This window comes from Enterobacter sp. Lyrl_3 (genome assembly GCF_051948675.1).
Classification (GTDB): Bacteria; Pseudomonadota; Gammaproteobacteria; order Enterobacterales; family Enterobacteriaceae; genus Enterobacter; species Enterobacter cloacae.
Map to the genome: position 1 here is coordinate 1 of NZ_JAYJLI010000006.1, position 15,752 is coordinate 15,752.

Sequence of the window (15,752 nt, forward strand, 5' to 3'; positions counted from 1 at the left end):
TTGGGAGAGGGTTGGGGTGAGGGGAAAATGTCACCCAATACTAAACGGATCCGCATCCTGCCATGCGGGGAACTTCTCGCGATACTCCTTCAGCGCCGTCAACGACAGCTCGGCATCAATGCGCGTCGCCTGATGCGGTTCGGCGGTGGCGATGATCTCGCCCTGCGGATTCACCACCCGGCTATCGCCCCGGTAGTGATGTCCGTTGCCGTCTGTTCCCACGCGGTTACAACCCACCACGTACGCCTGGTTTTCAATTGCGCGCGCCACCAGCAGCGACTGCCAGTGCAGGGAGCGCGGCGCAGGCCAGTTGGCGACATACAGCGCCAGGTCGTAATCGTTGCGGTTGCGCGACCAGACCGGGAAGCGCAGGTCGTAGCAGACCAGCGGCAGAATACGCCAGCCGCGCCATTCAAACACCACACGTTCGTTGCCGGCTTCGTAGTGATGATGCTCATCGGCCATGCGGAACAGGTGTCGTTTATCGTAAAAATGGACCTTCCCCTCCGGCTCAACCAGCAGGAAGCGGTTCACCGGGCCGCGTTCCGTTTGCAGGGCGGCGCTCCCGGCGATTAGCGCGTTGGTCTGCTGCGCTTTGGCGTGCATCCAGGCGACCACCTCATCCTGCGGCATCGACTGTTGTGCGGCTTCCATCGCGAAGCCCGTGGTGAACATCTCCGGCAGGACAATCACATCGCGCCCGGTAATGCCTTCCAGTTGACGATCAAAGTGGCGCAGGTTGGCAGGGCCATCCATCCACACTAAAGGTTGCTGCAAAATAGAAATCTTCAGACCAGGCACAATTCAGACTCCTCAAACGACCCTTTTTGACACTGTAGCACGACATAAAGAGAAAAGATGGCAATAAAAAACCCCGCTCTTGGCGGGGTTTTTCAGGACGAAACGCGTTAAGCGGCTTCAGGTTTGCGGTGTTTCTCCGGCAGCTTTACCGGCTGTGTCGCCAGCTCATCCGGTTCGAAATCATCGACGTTAATGCTGCGCAGACGGCTCTCTTCGGCTTTCACCAGGAGTGCGGCTTCGCTGTTGTCGATGATGCCACCCGCCAGCGCCTGTTTTGCCAGTTCATCCAGGCGGGTAAACGGCAGGTTTTTGCCCAGCTGTTTACAGATCTTCTGGTGAATCGGGTCGGCGGCCATCACGTCCAGCAGCGCCTCTTCCAGCAGACCCACCGGGTTATGTGGCGTTGGCGCCAGATACTGACCGCGGCCGATACGTGAGCGGGTTGCGCTCGGTACCTGCAGGATCTTCGCCACTTTATGATCCAGCTTGTCAGACGGCGCCAGATGATGACGACCGGTCGGGAAAATCGCCACGCGCAGGGCACCTGCCACCAGACGGTTAGGGAAGTTCACCAGCAGATCGTCAATCGCCTGCTCGGCCTGATACAGCGCATCCTGCACGCCCCAGTGCACCAGCGGCAGATCCGCTTCCTGACGGCCTTCGTCGTCGTAGCGTTTCAGTACCGCAGAAGCCAGGTAGAGCTGGCTCAGCACATCACCCAGACGGGCAGAGATGCGCTCGCGACGCTTCAGGCTACCGCCCAGCACCGCCATGGAGACGTCGGACAGCAGCGCCAGGTTGGCGCTCAGCCGGTTCAGATGCTGGTAATAACGTTTTGTCGCATCATGGGTTGGCGTGGCGCTGGTCAGCCCGCGGGTCAGACCCAGCCAGAAGCTGCGCACTTTATTGCTGCCTACATGACCGATATGTTTGAACAGCAGCTTGTCGAAGGCATCCACGTCGTTGTTCTGCGCGGCGGCCATCTCTTCCAGCACGTACGGATGGCAGCGAATCGCCCCCTGGCCGAAGATCATCATGCTGCGGGTCAGGATGTTTGCCCCTTCTACGGTGATGGCGATCGGTGCGCCCTGATAGCCACGCGCCAGGAAGTTGCCTTCGCCGAGCATAATGCCTTTACCACCTGCGATATCCATTGCATCAATGATCGACTGCTGTGCGCGGTGGGTGCAGTGGTACTTCACAATCGCGGACAGTACGGCCGGTTTTTCACCCAGCATAATGCCGTAGGTAATTAACGACGCGGCGGCATCCATCACGTAGGCGTTGCCTGCGATACGCGCCAGCGGCTCTTCGATCCCTTCCATCTTGCCGATGGAGATTTTGAACTGACGACGGATGTGCGCGTAGGCACCAATCCCCATCGCCACCGATTTCAGCCCGCCGGTTGAGTTCGACGGCAGAGTAATGCCGCGACCAACGGACAGACATTCCACCAGCATACGCCAGCCCTGACCGGCCATTTTCGGCCCACCGATGATGTAATCAATCGGGACAAAGATATCCTGACCGCGGGTCGGACCGTTCTGGAACGGCACGTTCAGCGGGAAGTGGCGACGACCAATTTCAACGCCCGGGGTAGAGGTGGGGATCAGCGCACAGGTAATGCCCAGATCTTCTTCACCACCCAGCAGTTTTTCCGGGTCGGAGAGTTTAAACGCCAGGCCCAGCACGGTAGCGACAGGCGCGAGCGTAATGTAGCGTTTGTTCCAGGTCAGGCGCATACCCAGTACCTGCTCGCCCTGCCATTCGCCCATGCAGACCACACCGGTATCCGGGATGGCGCCTGCATCGGAACCCGCTTCCGGGCTGGTCAGTGCGAAGCATGGAATTTCCTGACCGCGTGCCAGACGCGGCAGATAGTGATCTTTCTGCTCTTTTGTACCGTAATGCTGCAGCAGTTCGCCCGGGCCTAAGGAGTTAGGTACGCCCACGGTGATGGCCAGGATCCCGGAGACGCCAGCCAGTTTTTGCAGCACGCGAGCCTGAGCGTACGCGGAGAATTCCAGACCGCCGTACTCTTTTTTGATGATCATCGCGAAGAAGCGATGCTCTTTCAGGTATGCCCACAGCTCCGGCGGCAGGTCGGCCATTTCATGGGTGATGGCAAAGTCATTGGCCATACGGCAGGCTTCTTCTACCGGGCCGTCAATAAAGGCTTGTTCTTCCGCCGTCAGACGCGGCTGCGGGTAGTTATGCAGTTTTTTCCAGTCCGGGTTGCCCTGGAACAGATCGCCTTCCCACCAGGTGGTACCGGCGTCAATCGCTTCTTTCTCGGTGCGCGACATCGGTGGCATCACTTTGCGGAAACCTTTAAATACCGGTGCGGAGATCATCGACTTACGCATCGGGGCAAAGTTAAACGGCAGAAGGATGATGGCCAGCGGCACTAAAAGCCAGATATTCCAGAGACCTGCGACGCCAAACGCAGCCGTCCAGGCCAGAAGAATCAGGCTGCTCAGGAATAAACTTACACGGTGATAGAACAGCACACCGAGCAGGACAACGGTTGCGAGAATGCTCAAAATCATCATAAAGAAAAGCTCCCTTGCTTGTAGGAGGTCTGACCACTTGTGATGATATGGTTGTAGTTGATGTTATTTCCTTTAGCAATGTGTTTACAAAATAATTACAACCTGGTTCACATTGTTCGTTTGTTTGCCGGCACGAAAACGCAAAACGTCAGACGATTCGCATCCCTTTAGCTTCTCGCTTTTATTGCTATCCGGTACACTCCACTGTGTTATCTCATCAATACTGAAGGATTATCCTCATGTACCAGGATCTTATTCGTAACGAACTGAACGAAGCGGCGGAAACGCTGGCTAACTTTCTGAAAGATGATGCCAATATTCACGCTATTCAGCGCGCGGCGGTCCTGCTGGCCGACAGTTTCAAAGCCGGTGGCAAAGTGCTCTCCTGCGGTAACGGGGGGTCCCACTGCGACGCTATGCACTTCGCAGAAGAGCTGACCGGGCGTTATCGTGAAAACCGTCCGGGCTACCCGGCGATTGCGATCTCCGACGTGAGCCACATCTCCTGCGTGGGCAACGATTTCGGTTACGACTACATCTTCTCCCGCTACGTTGAAGCGGTTGGTCGTGAAGGTGACGTGCTGCTGGGTATCTCCACTTCGGGCAACTCTGGTAACGTGATCAAAGCGATTGCGGCGGCGCGTGAAAAAGGGATGAAAGTCATCACCCTGACGGGCAAAGATGGCGGTAAGATGGACGGTACCGCGGACGTTGAAATCCGTGTTCCGCACTTCGGTTATGCTGACCGCATTCAGGAAATTCACATCAAAGTGATCCACATCCTGATCCAGCTGATCGAAAAAGAGATGGTTAAGTAAGACTTCGCTGGGGGGCACCGGTGCCCCCCGCAGTTGTGGAGTGGAGGTAATCTATGTGCGAACTGCTCGGGATGAGCGCCAATGTGCCAACCGATATCTGCTTTAGTTTCACCGGGCTGGTACAGCGCGGTGGGGGAACCGGGCCGCATAAAGACGGCTGGGGTATCACCTTCTACGAAGGCAAAGGGTGTCGCACGTTCAAGGATCCACAACCCAGCTTTAACTCACCGATTGCCAAGCTGGTGCAGGATTACCCCATTAAATCCTGTTCGGTCATCGCCCATATTCGTCAGGCAAACCGCGGCGAAGTGGCGCTCGAAAACACCCATCCGTTTACCCGTGAGCTGTGGGGCCGTAACTGGACCTACGCGCATAACGGGCAACTTACGGGCTATAAGTCGCTGGAGACCGGTAATTTTCGCCCGGTTGGCGAAACCGACAGCGAAAAAGCCTTTTGCTGGCTGCTGCATAAGCTGACAGAGCGTTATCCGCGCACCCCTGGCAACATGGCGGCGGTATTTAAATATATTGCGTCGCTGGCGTCTGAACTGCGCGAGAAGGGCGTGTTTAACATGCTGTTGTCTGACGGGCGCTATGTGATGGCGTTCTGCTCGACGAACCTGTTCTGGATCACCCGCCGTGCACCGTTTGGCGTGGCAAAGCTGCTCGATCAGGATGTGGAAATTGATTTTCAGAAAGAGACCACACCAAACGATGTGGTCACTGTTATCGCCACGCAGCCGCTGACCGGCAACGAGACCTGGCAGAAGATTATGCCAGGCGAGTGGGTGTTATTTTGTCTCGGGGACCGTGTAATTTGATGCCAGCTGTGGGTGGACAACTTCGTGGCTCAGCGGTTTGCTGACCACATAACGGCCATCCACAACCGAGACGACAGGCGGCTTGTGCGTCTGCTCGAAATAGTCATAGCCCGGTTTTAGCTGTTTCCAGAAATCCGCGTAGTAAGAGTACTTGTGACGCGCCATGTTGGCATCGGTCATGCGGAACGGATAGATGCTGACCTGAACGTTTGGCTGACCAAAGACCAGTGCGCCCGTGACAAACTGGAAAATCTCATCAATGCCGGAATCGGTCATCGCGTAACAGCCGATGGACACACAGGCACCGTGGATCATCAGATATTTACCTTCGTAACCGTGCGCACGGTCAAAGGCATTCGGGAAGCCGATATTAATCGCTTTATAGAAACGGCTATCCGGTTTTAGCTGGTTACGCTGAACGTTGTAAAACCCTTCCGGGCTTTTGAAATCGCCCTGACGCTGTTTTGGCCCCAGACCACCGGAGTAGTTACAAATCTTGTAGCTGTCGAGCAGCTGATATGTCTCACCCATTTTCACAAACAGGTCGAGTGTGCGTTCTTCCTTAAAGATTTGAATATAAACGGGGGATCCCATTAGCTGCTGTTTATATTCTTTGCTCACAGGCGTGGTTGAACTGTTGCTGCTGAGCAGCCCGGCAAACGACACGCACGGAATCAGGAGCATCGCAATGAACAATGCGATTTTACGCATACTACAAGTTCCTTGATAAAACTAAGACCAACTTGCCAGAACGGCAAAAGAGACCCGAAATCAGATTAATCTGTTAGGAGCGCTCACATTAGCACCGCTATAGATTTTCGCAAGAGCGGAGCTGTTAGTTTACAAATTAGTTTTACTTTATAACCCATCAAAATCGCGCTGGCTCCAGGAACTTTGCGTATCAGTTCGCAATTTGACACCTGCAGCTGAGTTTTATCTGCCCGGAAAACGCCGGAAATGGTACACTTCACGCCCTCAGAATAGTTGTTCACGGAAACTTGCTAACCACATGTTTAAAATAAGAAAAGGACTTGACCTGCCCATCGCAGGCGTGCCCGAACAGCACGTTTCGGCAGGCGCAAGCGTTCGCCATGTTGCCATTCTGGGCGACGATTACGTGGGGATGCGCCCCTCAATGCTGGTCCAGCAGGACGATCGCGTCATTAAAGGGCAGGCGCTCTTCGAAGATAAAAAAAATCCCGGCGTGATGTTTACCGCCCCTGCCAGCGGTACCGTTGTGGCGATCAACCGTGGCGAACGTCGCGTGTTGCAGTCGGTGGTTATCCGCATTGAAGGGGATGAACAGCGTGAGTTTGCCCATTATGAGGCCGCAGACCTCGCGGCGTTGAGCCGTGAAACCGTTCAGGCGCAACTGCTGGACGCCGGTTTGTGGACCGCATTTCGCACACGCCCTTTCAGCAAAACGCCTGTGCCTGGCACGGTTCCGGCCGCTATCTTCGTTACGGCAATCGACACCAACCCACTCAGTGCAGACCCGCAGCCGGTTATTCTGGCACAACGTCAGGCCTTTGATGCCGGGCTGACCGTTCTCACGCGGCTGACGTCCGGGAAAGTCCACGTGTGCCAGGCCAGTGCCGGTAAACTTGGCGGCCATCCGCAGGGACAGGTGACGTTTAATGAATTTGCAGGCCCGCATCCGGCGGGGCTGGCGGGAACGCATATTCACTTCCTTGAGCCGGTCAGCCTGACAAAACAGGTCTGGCACCTTAACTATCAGGACGTGATTGCCATCGGCAAACTCTTTACCACCGGTAAGCTCTGCACAGAGCGAGTGATCGCGATTGGCGGGCCGCAGGCGGCAAACCCGCGCCTGGTGACAACGCTGTTGGGTGCGGATATCAATGAACTGCTGGACGACGAAACCAAAGCGGGTGAAAACCGTCTGATTTCCGGTTCGGTACTCAGCGGCCGTCATGCCGTTGGGCCGCAGGCCTATCTGGGACGCTTCCATCTGCAGGTGAGCATTGTGCTGGAAGGGCGTGAGAAAGAGCTCTTCGGCTGGGTGCTGCCAGGTGCAGAAAAGTATTCCGTCACCCGCACCACGCTCGGCCACTTCCTGCGTCATAAGCTGTTCAACTTCTCCACCAGCACAAACGGCGGTGAGCGCGCCATGGTGCCGATTGGCAACTACGAGCGTGTAATGCCGCTCGATATTCTGCCCACCGTGCTGCTGCGCGATCTGCTTGCCGGGGACACCGACAGCGCCCAGGCGCTGGGTTGCCTGGAGCTGGACGAAGAAGATCTGGCGCTCTGTACCTATGTCTGTCCGGGAAAATACGAATATGGACCGGTATTGCGCGAGGTGTTAACCCGCATTGAGCAGGAAGGATAACCATGGGCTTAAAACACCTCTTTGAAAAAATAGAGCCGCATTTTACCGAGGGTAAACTGAAGAAGTACTACCCGCTGTATGAAGCGACGACGACCATTTTCTACACGCCAGGTCTGGTGACGAAAGGCGCGGCGCACGTTCGTGACGCCATCGACCTGAAGCGAATGATGATTCTGGTCTGGTTTGCCGTCTTCCCGGCAATGTTCTGGGGCATGTACAACGTGGGGCTGCAGACCATTCCGGCGCTGCATCATCTGTACGATGCTCAGCAACTGGCGCAGGTGATCCAGTCTGACTGGCATTACCGTCTGGCACAGTCGCTTGGCGTAAGTTTTGCCCCAGACGCGGGCTGGATCAGCATGATGACGCTGGGGGCGGTGTTCTTCCTGCCGATCTACATCACGGTATTTATCGTGGGTGGGTTCTGGGAAGTGCTGTTTGCCATTATTCGTAAACATGAGATCAACGAAGGCTTCTTTGTTACTTCCATTCTGTTTGCCCTGATTGTCCCGCCAACGTTACCGCTCTGGCAGGCCGCGCTGGGGATCAGCTTTGGTGTGGTCATCGCGAAAGAGATCTTCGGGGGAACCGGGCGTAACTTCCTCAACCCTGCGCTGGCAGGGCGTGCGTTCCTGTTCTTTGCCTATCCGGCACAAATCTCCGGCGATCTGGTCTGGACCGCTGCGGACGGCTTCTCTGGGGCGACACCGCTTTCACAATGGGCGGCGCACGGCGGTGAAACGCTGGTGAACAATGCGACAGGCCAACCCGTCACCTGGTTTGATGCGTTTATGGGCAACATCCCGGGCTCCATTGGGGAGGTCTCCACGCTGATGATTTTGATTGGCGGGGCGATCATCCTGTTTGGTCGCGTGGCCTCCTGGCGGATTGTCGCCGGTGTCATGATCGGCATGGTGCTGACTGCCACACTGTTCAACCTTATCGGTTCCGCCACCAACCCGATGTTCTCCATGCCCTGGTACTGGCATCTGGTGCTGGGTGGTTTCGCCTTCGGCATGATGTTCATGGCTACCGATCCGGTTTCAGCTTCCTTTACTGACAGAGGGAAATGGAGCTATGGCGTGCTCATCGGGGTGATGTGTGTCCTGATTCGTGTGGTCAACCCGGCCTATCCGGAAGGGATGATGTTGGCCATTCTGTTTGCCAACCTGTTTGCACCACTGTTCGATTATCTGGTCGTGCGCGCCAACATTAAGCGGAGGAAGGCACGTGGCTGAAATCAAAAATAACGACAGCATCGGCAAAACGCTGCTGGTGGTGCTGGTGCTGTGTCTGGTCTGTTCCATTGTGGTGGCTGGTTCTGCCGTGGGGTTAAAGCCGCGACAGCAGGAGCAGCGCGCGCTGGATAAACAGCGCAACATCCTGGCCGTCGCCGGGCTGATGCAGGAAGGGATGAGTGCAGACGATGTGTCGGCCGTCTTTGCTGAGCGCATCACCGCGCGTCTGGTGGATTTAAAAACGGGTCAACTGCTGGATAAAGATCCGGCGAAATATAACCAGGCGCTGGCATTAAAAGACCCGCAGATGAGCATGACGCTGGACGCATCTCAGGATCCGGCGGGCATTAAGCGTCGCAGCAATCTGGCTGAAATCTACCTCGTACGTGATGAGCAAAAACAGGTGCAGGAAGTGGTGTTACCCATCTACGGCAACGGCCTGTGGTCAATGATGTACGCCTTCGTGGCGCTTGATACGGATGGCCGCACCGTGAAAGGCATCACCTACTATGACCAGGGTGAAACGCCGGGGCTCGGTGGTGAAGTGGAGAACCCTAACTGGCGCGCGCAGTTTGTCGGGAAGAAAGTGCTCGACGACAGCGGAGCGCCTGCGCTGAAGGTGATGAAAGGGTCTGCGCGTCCTGACGATGTCTATGCCGTTGACGGGCTGTCCGGGGCCACGCTCACCTCCAAAGGGGTGCAGCACAGTTTTGATTTCTGGATGGGCGAACTCGGTTTTGGTCCTTTCCTGAAAAATGTACGTGAAGGAGCGCTGAACCATGGCTGATACGGGTGAACTGAAAGAAGTTAAAAAGGTGCTGATTGGCCCACTTTTAGCCAATAACCCGATAACGCTGCAGGTGCTGGGTGTGTGTTCAGCCCTGGCGGTGACCACCAAGCTGGAAACGGCGGTGGTGATGACGCTGGCAGTAACGCTGGTTACCGCGTTTTCCAGCATGTTTATCTCGATGATCCGCCACCATATCCCCAACAGCGTGAGGATCATCGTGCAGATGGCGATCATCGCCTCGCTGGTGATCGTGGTCGATCAGCTGCTGCGAGCCTTTGCCTATGAAATATCGAAACAGCTTTCGGTATTTGTGGGCCTGATTATCACCAACTGTATCGTGATGGGACGTGCAGAAGGCTATGCCATGAAAATGCCTCCGCTGGCGAGCTTTATGGACGGCATCGGCAACGGCCTCGGCTACGGCGTGATCCTGCTGTCCGTAGGGTTCCTGCGTGAGTTGATTGGCAGCGGTAAGCTGTTTGGCATCACGGTGCTGGACACGGTACAGAACGGCGGCTGGTATCTGCCAAACGGCCTGTTCCTGCTGGCTCCAAGCGCATTTTTCATTATCGGTTTGCTGATCTGGCTGATTCGTACCCTGAAGCCAGAACAGCAGGAAAAGGAGTAACCGACAATGGCTCATTACCTGAGTTTATTTGTGCGCGCGGTGTTTGTTGAAAACATGGCGCTCGCGTTCTTCCTCGGCATGTGTACGTTCCTTGCCGTGTCCAAAAAGGTATCGACAGCATTTGGCCTGGGCATAGCGGTTACCGTGGTGCTTGGCCTGTCGGTGCCGATCAACAACCTGGTGTACAACTTTGTCCTGCGCGACAGCGCGCTGGTGGAGGGGGTGGATCTCAGCTTCCTGAACTTCATCACCTTTATCGGTGTGATTGCGGCGCTGGTGCAAATCCTTGAGATGATCCTTGATAAGTATTTCCCGTCACTCTACAACGCACTGGGGATCTTCCTGCCGTTGATCGCGGTGAACTGCGCCATCTTCGGTGGCGTCTCGTTTATGGTTCAGCGTGATTACAACTTCAGCGAATCAATTGTGTATGGTTTCGGCTCCGGGATCGGCTGGATGCTGGCTATCGTCACCATGGCGGGGATCCGCGAAAAAATGAAATATGCCAACGTGCCTGCAGGCCTGCGTGGCTTAGGGATCACCTTTATCACCACCGGTCTCATGGCGCTGGGCTTTATGTCCTTCTCCGGTGTGCAGCTATAAGGGCTAACTGATGGAAATTATGCTTGGCGTGGCGATGTTCACGCTGATTGTACTGGTGCTGTCGGGGTTGATTCTGGTGGCGCGCGCGAAGCTGGTGAATTCCGGCGATGTCATTATCGATATCAACGATGAACCGCAAAACCAGATCCGCACGCCAGCCGGCGATAAACTGCTGAATACGCTTGCTGGCAACGGCATCTTCGTCTCTTCGGCCTGCGGTGGCGGTGGCTCCTGCGGGCAGTGCCGCGTAAAGGTGAAAGAGGGTGGTGGCGATATTCTGCCCACTGAACTGTCGCACATCACCAAGCGTGAGGCGAAAGAGGGCTGCCGTCTGGCCTGTCAGGTCGCGGTGCGCCAGAACATGAAAATAGAACTGCCGGAGGAGATTTTCGGCGTCAAAAAATGGGAATGCGAAGTTATCTCCAACGATAACAAAGCCACGTTTATCAAAGAGCTTAAACTGCGGGTGCCTGAAGGAGAGAGCGTTCCGTTCCGGGCGGGGGGCTATATCCAGATTGAATGTCCGGAGCACACCGTAGCCTATGCTGACTTCGACGTGCCTGATGAATACCGTGCCGACTGGGATAAATTCAACCTCTTCCGCTTTGTCTCTGAGGTTAAAGAGCCCGCGCTTCGTGCTTACTCCATGGCGAACTACCCGGAAGAGAAGGGTATCATCATGCTTAACGTGCGTATCGCCACGCCGCCGCCAGCGGTACCGCATGCGCCGCCGGGCGTCATGTCATCGTATATCTGGTCATTAAAACCGGGTGACAAGGTGACCATCTCTGGCCCGTTTGGCGAGTTCTTTGCGAAAGAGACCGATGCCGAAATGGTATTTATCGGCGGTGGTGCAGGTATGGCGCCGATGCGTTCGCACATTTTCGACCAGCTCAAGCGGCTTGGCAGTCAGCGTAAAATCAGCTTCTGGTACGGGGCGCGTTCGCTGCGTGAGATGTTCTATGACGATGAGTTCGAACAGCTGGCGCGTGAAAACCCTAACTTCACCTTCCATGTGGCGCTCTCCGATCCGCAGCCGGAAGATAACTGGACCGGCCATACGGGCTTCATCCACAACGTGCTGTATGAAAACTACCTCAAACAGCATCCTGCGCCGGAAGACTGCGAGTTTTATATGTGTGGTCCGCCAGTGATGAACGCCGCAGTGATCAAGATGCTGAAAGATCTGGGCGTGGAAGATGAGAACATCCTGCTGGATGATTTTGGAGGCTGATGATGCTGACGTTTCTGGCAACCTTCGCGGTCTTTGTACTGGTTATATTCGGCATGTCGTTAGGCTGGATCATCAAGCGCAAAAGCATTCAGGGCAGCTGCGGTGGGATCTCGTCCATTGGCATGGAAAAAGTTTGCGACTGCCCGGAACCGTGCGATGCCCGTAAAAAAAGGATGGCGCGGGAGCAGCAGCGCCGAATTTTGTAAATCGCGACGTAACGATAACAGCAGGCCGCATTATTGCGGCCTGCTGGCTTATTTAGCCCACGCTTTTGCGGCGGCGGGCGAGTCGACCATCACCGCATCCGCCTTCAGCGCCTCTGCCTTTTTATAATCTTCGGCGGTGTTCACGCCCAGCAAGATAACGTGACTGTTGCCCTGCGAGCGGAAACAGTCCATGGATTCTTTATCCCAGGTGAGGGTTGAGCGGGACACCCCTTCACCAAGGGTAAATTTCTCAACCACGTCAACGGTTCTGTTCAGCTCTAGCGCGTACCAGTACTCCTGCATCGTCTGCTCTGGTGGCAGGCACTGATGGCTCAGCGATACCGTTACCAGCCTGGAGCGCGTTTCACTTCGGGTAACAAAGCGTGGGATTGCTGCCGGAAGCGAGGCAAGATAACGGTCCTCAGTAGAATAAACCCTCACCCGCCCCAGACTCTGGGTCTCATTAAGCACCGCAAGAAGCGCTTTTCCCATCGTGGCCGGATCGGCATCAGGTGATTTGATATCAATATAAAACCGGGTTTGTGGCCAGGTTTCCAGTACGCTTTTCAGGGTGGGGATCGTCACCCCTTTGCCACGCCAGGGATGGGTTTCACCGCCCCAGCTCCAGCCAGCGTCAACTGCCGATAACTCCACAAGCGTGTAGTCCGAGATTTTGCCTGTTTTGTTCGTCAGCGCTTTTAAATCAGAAGGACGATACAGGACCGGAACGCCATCTTTACTGAGCTGCACGGTTATCCAGACTGCCTGAGCCTGATTCTCTAAGGCCAGTTTGATCGCTTGTACTGTGTTTTCTGGTGCGTCGGCTGTTCCGCCCCGGTGGGCAACGATCTGTGGGCCAGCGAAGCTCGTTCCCGTCACGAGCAGCAGAGAGAGCGCGAGTATTTTTCTCATGAATTTATATCCTTATTCACATAAAAAATTAATATATACAACAAGTTACGTGTTGTTTTTTGTATCATATTTTTATGACAAATAAGAGAAGGTAAATCTGCTGTCGCATTTTTTAGACTTTGATATACTGTATATAAATACATGTGTGGTGGTCGTAATGCGCAAAATAATCCATGTTGATATGGACTGTTTTTTTGCCGCAGTGGAGATGCGTGACAACCCGGCGCTGCGGGATATTCCTATTGCCATTGGCGGTAGCCGTGTCCAGCGCGGTGTAATCAGCACCGCCAACTATCCTGCGCGCAAATTTGGCGTGCGCAGCGCCATGCCTACCGCCATGGCGCTTAAGCTTTGTCCTCATCTCACGCTTTTACCCGGTCGCTTTGAGGCGTACAAAGAAGCGTCCCTGCATATCCGCGAAATCTTCTCTCGCTACACCTCACTTATTGAACCTCTGTCGCTGGACGAAGCTTATCTTGATGTCACCGACAGCGTGCACTGTCACGGCTCCGCGACGCTGATGGCGCAGGAGATCCGCCGGACTATCTTCCAGGAACTGAATCTGACCGCGTCGGCAGGTGTCGCACCGGTGAAGTTCCTCGCCAAAATAGCGTCCGATCTCAACAAGCCCGACGGCCAGTACGTTATCACCCCGGAAGAGGTCCCGGCGTTTTTAAAAACGCTGCCGCTCGGCAAAATCCCGGGCGTAGGCAAAGTCTCTGCGGCAAAGCTGGAAAGCATGGGGCTGCGAACCTGCGAAGATGTACAGCGCAGCGATTTAGCCATGCTGCTTAAACGCTTTGGAAAATTTGGCCGCGTGCTGTGGGAGCGCAGTCAGGGGATAGACGAGCGCAGTGTCAGCAGCGAGCGGCTGCGAAAGTCGGTCGGGGTTGAACGCACACTGATTGAAGATATTCATGACTGGTCTGAATGCGAAACCATCATTACGGAGCAGCTCTATCCTGAGCTGGAACGGCGCTTAATCAAGGTCAAACCGGACCTGCTGATTGCCCGTCAGGGCGTGAAGCTTAAGTTCAATGATTTTCAGCAGACGACTCAGGAGCATGTCTGGCCGCGCCTGAATAAAGAGGATCTCATCGCGACGGCGAAAAAGGCCTGGGATGAACGTCGGGGCGGGCGAGGGGTCAGGCTGGTGGGGTTACACGTTACCTTGCTGGATCCGCAGCTGGAACGTCAGCTGGTATTGGGATTGTAAAAAGGCCGGTGGCGCGACGTTGTTCACCCTCTCCCAAAGGGAGAGGGCTGGGGTGTGGGAATTACTTAGCAGGAATCGCTTTCAGCAGTTCAGTCAGCAGGGTCCAGTAATGGCCCACGCTTTCAATGTGAACCTGCTCATCCGGCGAGTGTGGTCCGGTAATGGTTGGCCCAATGGAGACCATATCCATGTTCGGGTACGGCTTCTTGAACAGACCACATTCCAGACCCGCGTGGATCACCTGAATGTTCGGGGTGCTGTTGAACAGACGCTGGTATGTTTCACGCACCAGTGCCATCACCGGAGAGCTTGCGTCCGGCTGCCAGCCTGGGTAGCTGCCTTTGGCAGAGGTTTTCGCACCGGCCAGCGTGCCCAGAGATTCCAGCATGCTCACCACATACTCTTTACCGGTGTCGATAAGCGATCGGATCAGGCAGATGATCTCTGCGCTGTCGTCGCCCATGGTGACCACGCCCACGTTCAGAGAGGTTTCAACCACGCCTTTCGCGACGTCTGAGTTGCGGATTACGCCGTTTGGCGTCGCGTTTAACAGCTGAATAAAGGTGTCACGAGACTGGGTGGTCAGCGCGGCTTTATCCGTGGAGACGGACTCCAGCACTACGGTCAGGTTCTTCTCTTTCGCGGACAGTTCGTTTTTCAGGATATCCAGATAGACGCTGGAGAGCTTTTTCAGCTCGTCCGCTTTGGCGGCTGGAACGGCTACCGTCGCGAACGCTTCACGTGGGATTGCGTTGCGCAGCGTACCGCCGTTGAAATCGACCAGACGCAGGTCCAGCTCAGCCGCGTGGCCCGCCAGGAAGCGTGCCAGCAGTTTGTTGGCGTTGCCCAGGCCTAAGTGAATATCACCGCCGGAGTGGCCGCCTTTCAGCCCTTTCAGCGTCAGCTTGAAGGTCTGGAAGCCAGCAGGCACCGCTTCACGGGAGAGCGGCAGGGTAGAGATAAAATCAATCCCGCCCGCGCAGCCCATGTAGATCTCGCCTTCTTCTTCAGAGTCGGTGTTGATCAGAATATCCGCCTGCAGCCAGTTCGCCTGCAGACCGAACGCACCGTCCATGCCCGCTTCTTCGGTCATGGTCAGCAGCACTTCCAGTGGACCGTGCTGAACGCTGTCGTCCGCCAGTACCGCCAGCGCAGAGGCCATACCGATACCGTTATCTGCACCCAGCGTGGTACCGCGCGCTTTCACCCAGTCGCCGTCGATGTACGGCTGGATCGGGTCTTTCGTGAAGTCGTGAACGGTGTCGTTGTTTTTCTGTGGCACCATGTCCAGGTGCGCCTGCAGCACAACCGGTTTACGGTTTTCCATGCCTGCGGTCGCCGGTTTGCGGATCAGAATGTTGCCAACCTGGTCGCGTTCAGCGTGCAGACCTTTTTCCTTCGCCCAACCCATAATATGTTCGGCAAGCTGTTCTTCATGGTAAGACGGGTGTGGAATGGAGCAGATTTTGGCAAAAATATCCCACAGCGGCTGGGGAGATAATTGAGACAGTTCAGACACGATAAGTCTCCTTGTCGATGCCCTGCAAAGCGAGTTGCAGGTCACAGGGTTAGCAGGTTAA

15 protein-coding genes are annotated in these 15,752 nt (G+C 55.5%); 10 read left to right on the plus strand and 5 right to left on the minus strand.

Features of this window, described 5'->3' with window-relative positions:
• Positions 1 to 30 precede the first annotated feature (30 nt).
• Positions 31 to 801 carry an amidohydrolase gene (locus tag VF709_RS13020; RefSeq protein WP_058651600.1) on the minus strand — a complete coding sequence of 257 codons (771 nt, stop codon included), beginning with the start codon at positions 799 to 801 and terminating at the stop codon, positions 31 to 33.
• Positions 802 to 908: 107 nt separating this feature from the next.
• Entirely contained in the window at positions 909 to 3,353 is a 2,445-nt protein-coding gene (fadE, locus tag VF709_RS13025) for an acyl-CoA dehydrogenase FadE (RefSeq protein WP_045295549.1), read from the minus strand.
• 239 nt (positions 3,354 to 3,592) lie between these two features.
• On the opposite strand from fadE, the gene lpcA reads away from it, so the two are divergent.
• Both lpcA and VF709_RS13035 read left to right on the plus strand, forming a co-directional pair.
• A complete protein-coding gene (gene lpcA, locus VF709_RS13030; RefSeq protein ID WP_013095727.1) occupies positions 3,593 to 4,171 on the plus strand; it encodes a D-sedoheptulose 7-phosphate isomerase in 579 nt (192 codons plus the stop codon).
• A 53-nt stretch (positions 4,172 to 4,224) separates the two neighbouring features.
• Positions 4,225 to 4,992, plus strand: a complete 768-nt coding sequence (locus VF709_RS13035) for a class II glutamine amidotransferase (RefSeq protein ID WP_013095728.1) — start codon at positions 4,225 to 4,227, stop codon at positions 4,990 to 4,992.
• On the opposite strand, the gene dpaA is transcribed toward VF709_RS13035, so the two are convergent.
• Entirely contained in the window at positions 4,963 to 5,703 is a 741-nt protein-coding gene (gene dpaA, locus VF709_RS13040) for a peptidoglycan meso-diaminopimelic acid protein amidase (RefSeq protein WP_013095729.1), read from the minus strand. The two genes, VF709_RS13035 and dpaA, sit on opposite strands and share 30 nt — an antisense overlap.
• 298 nt (positions 5,704 to 6,001) lie before the next feature.
• Between dpaA and VF709_RS13045 the strand changes: the two genes are divergently transcribed.
• From VF709_RS13045 to nqrM, 7 genes are read left to right on the plus strand one after another with little or no spacing between them, the layout of a single operon-like run.
• Positions 6,002 to 7,345 carry a Na(+)-translocating NADH-quinone reductase subunit A gene (locus VF709_RS13045; RefSeq protein ID WP_013095730.1) on the plus strand — a complete coding sequence of 448 codons (1,344 nt, stop codon included), beginning with the start codon at positions 6,002 to 6,004 and terminating at the stop codon, positions 7,343 to 7,345.
• A gap of 2 nt (positions 7,346 to 7,347) precedes the next feature.
• Positions 7,348 to 8,583 (plus strand): NADH:ubiquinone reductase (Na(+)-transporting) subunit B, encoded by a 1,236-nt coding sequence (locus VF709_RS13050; RefSeq protein ID WP_013095731.1) that lies wholly within the window; start codon positions 7,348 to 7,350, stop codon positions 8,581 to 8,583.
• Complete coding sequence (locus tag VF709_RS13055) at positions 8,576 to 9,370, plus strand: Na(+)-translocating NADH-quinone reductase subunit C (protein ID WP_013095732.1); 795 nt, start codon at positions 8,576 to 8,578, stop codon at positions 9,368 to 9,370. The genes VF709_RS13050 and VF709_RS13055 overlap by 8 nt, the downstream gene beginning before the upstream one ends.
• On the plus strand, positions 9,363 to 10,001 hold the full coding sequence (locus VF709_RS13060) for an NADH:ubiquinone reductase (Na(+)-transporting) subunit D (protein WP_013095733.1): 639 nt from the start codon (positions 9,363 to 9,365) through the stop codon (positions 9,999 to 10,001). Before VF709_RS13055 ends, VF709_RS13060 begins: the two co-directional genes overlap by 8 nt.
• 6 nt (positions 10,002 to 10,007) lie before the next feature.
• The gene (nqrE, locus tag VF709_RS13065; RefSeq protein WP_013095734.1) at positions 10,008 to 10,604 is read left to right on the plus strand and encodes an NADH:ubiquinone reductase (Na(+)-transporting) subunit E; all 597 of its coding nucleotides are present in this window, start codon (positions 10,008 to 10,010) and stop codon (positions 10,602 to 10,604) included.
• A 10-nt stretch (positions 10,605 to 10,614) separates the two neighbouring features.
• Positions 10,615 to 11,838: an NADH:ubiquinone reductase (Na(+)-transporting) subunit F gene (gene nqrF / locus VF709_RS13070; RefSeq protein ID WP_014830784.1), complete on the plus strand. Its 1,224-nt coding sequence runs from the start codon at positions 10,615 to 10,617 to the stop codon at positions 11,836 to 11,838.
• Positions 11,838 to 12,044, plus strand: coding sequence for a (Na+)-NQR maturation NqrM (gene nqrM, locus VF709_RS13075; protein ID WP_020686315.1), 207 nt, complete (start codon positions 11,838 to 11,840; stop codon positions 12,042 to 12,044). Before nqrF ends, nqrM begins: the two co-directional genes overlap by 1 nt.
• A gap of 48 nt (positions 12,045 to 12,092) precedes the next feature.
• Here nqrM and VF709_RS13080 read toward each other — a convergent pair whose 3' ends face one another.
• Complete coding sequence (locus tag VF709_RS13080) at positions 12,093 to 12,956, minus strand: glycerophosphodiester phosphodiesterase family protein (RefSeq protein ID WP_149896788.1); 864 nt, start codon at positions 12,954 to 12,956, stop codon at positions 12,093 to 12,095.
• 157 nt (positions 12,957 to 13,113) lie between these two features.
• On the opposite strand from VF709_RS13080, the gene dinB reads away from it, so the two are divergent.
• The gene (dinB, locus tag VF709_RS13085) at positions 13,114 to 14,172 is read left to right on the plus strand and encodes a DNA polymerase IV (protein WP_013095738.1); all 1,059 of its coding nucleotides are present in this window, start codon (positions 13,114 to 13,116) and stop codon (positions 14,170 to 14,172) included.
• Between the two features lie 61 nt (positions 14,173 to 14,233).
• Here the strand turns inward: dinB and pepD are convergent, their stop codons facing one another.
• Entirely contained in the window at positions 14,234 to 15,691 is a 1,458-nt protein-coding gene (gene pepD / locus VF709_RS13090; protein WP_020686318.1) for a cytosol nonspecific dipeptidase, read from the minus strand.
• Positions 15,692 to 15,752: the final 61 nt, after the last annotated feature.

Coding starts and splice junctions, on each gene's coding strand:
- fadE (WP_045295549.1), bottom strand. CDS start 3,353: ATGATGATTTTGAGCATTCTCGCAACCGTTGTCCTGCTCGGTGTGCTG.
- lpcA (WP_013095727.1), top strand. CDS start 3,593: ATGTACCAGGATCTTATTCGTAACGAACTGAACGAAGCGGCGGAAACG.
- VF709_RS13035 (WP_013095728.1), top strand. CDS start 4,225: ATGTGCGAACTGCTCGGGATGAGCGCCAATGTGCCAACCGATATCTGC.
- dpaA (WP_013095729.1), bottom strand. CDS start 5,703: ATGCGTAAAATCGCATTGTTCATTGCGATGCTCCTGATTCCGTGCGTG.
- VF709_RS13045 (WP_013095730.1), top strand. CDS start 6,002: ATGTTTAAAATAAGAAAAGGACTTGACCTGCCCATCGCAGGCGTGCCC.
- VF709_RS13050 (WP_013095731.1), top strand. CDS start 7,348: ATGGGCTTAAAACACCTCTTTGAAAAAATAGAGCCGCATTTTACCGAG.
- VF709_RS13060 (WP_013095733.1), top strand. CDS start 9,363: ATGGCTGATACGGGTGAACTGAAAGAAGTTAAAAAGGTGCTGATTGGC.
- nqrE (WP_013095734.1), top strand. CDS start 10,008: ATGGCTCATTACCTGAGTTTATTTGTGCGCGCGGTGTTTGTTGAAAAC.
- nqrF (WP_014830784.1), top strand. CDS start 10,615: ATGGAAATTATGCTTGGCGTGGCGATGTTCACGCTGATTGTACTGGTG.
- nqrM (WP_020686315.1), top strand. CDS start 11,838: ATGATGCTGACGTTTCTGGCAACCTTCGCGGTCTTTGTACTGGTTATA.
- VF709_RS13080 (WP_149896788.1), bottom strand. CDS start 12,956: ATGAGAAAAATACTCGCGCTCTCTCTGCTGCTCGTGACGGGAACGAGC.
- dinB (WP_013095738.1), top strand. CDS start 13,114: ATGCGCAAAATAATCCATGTTGATATGGACTGTTTTTTTGCCGCAGTG.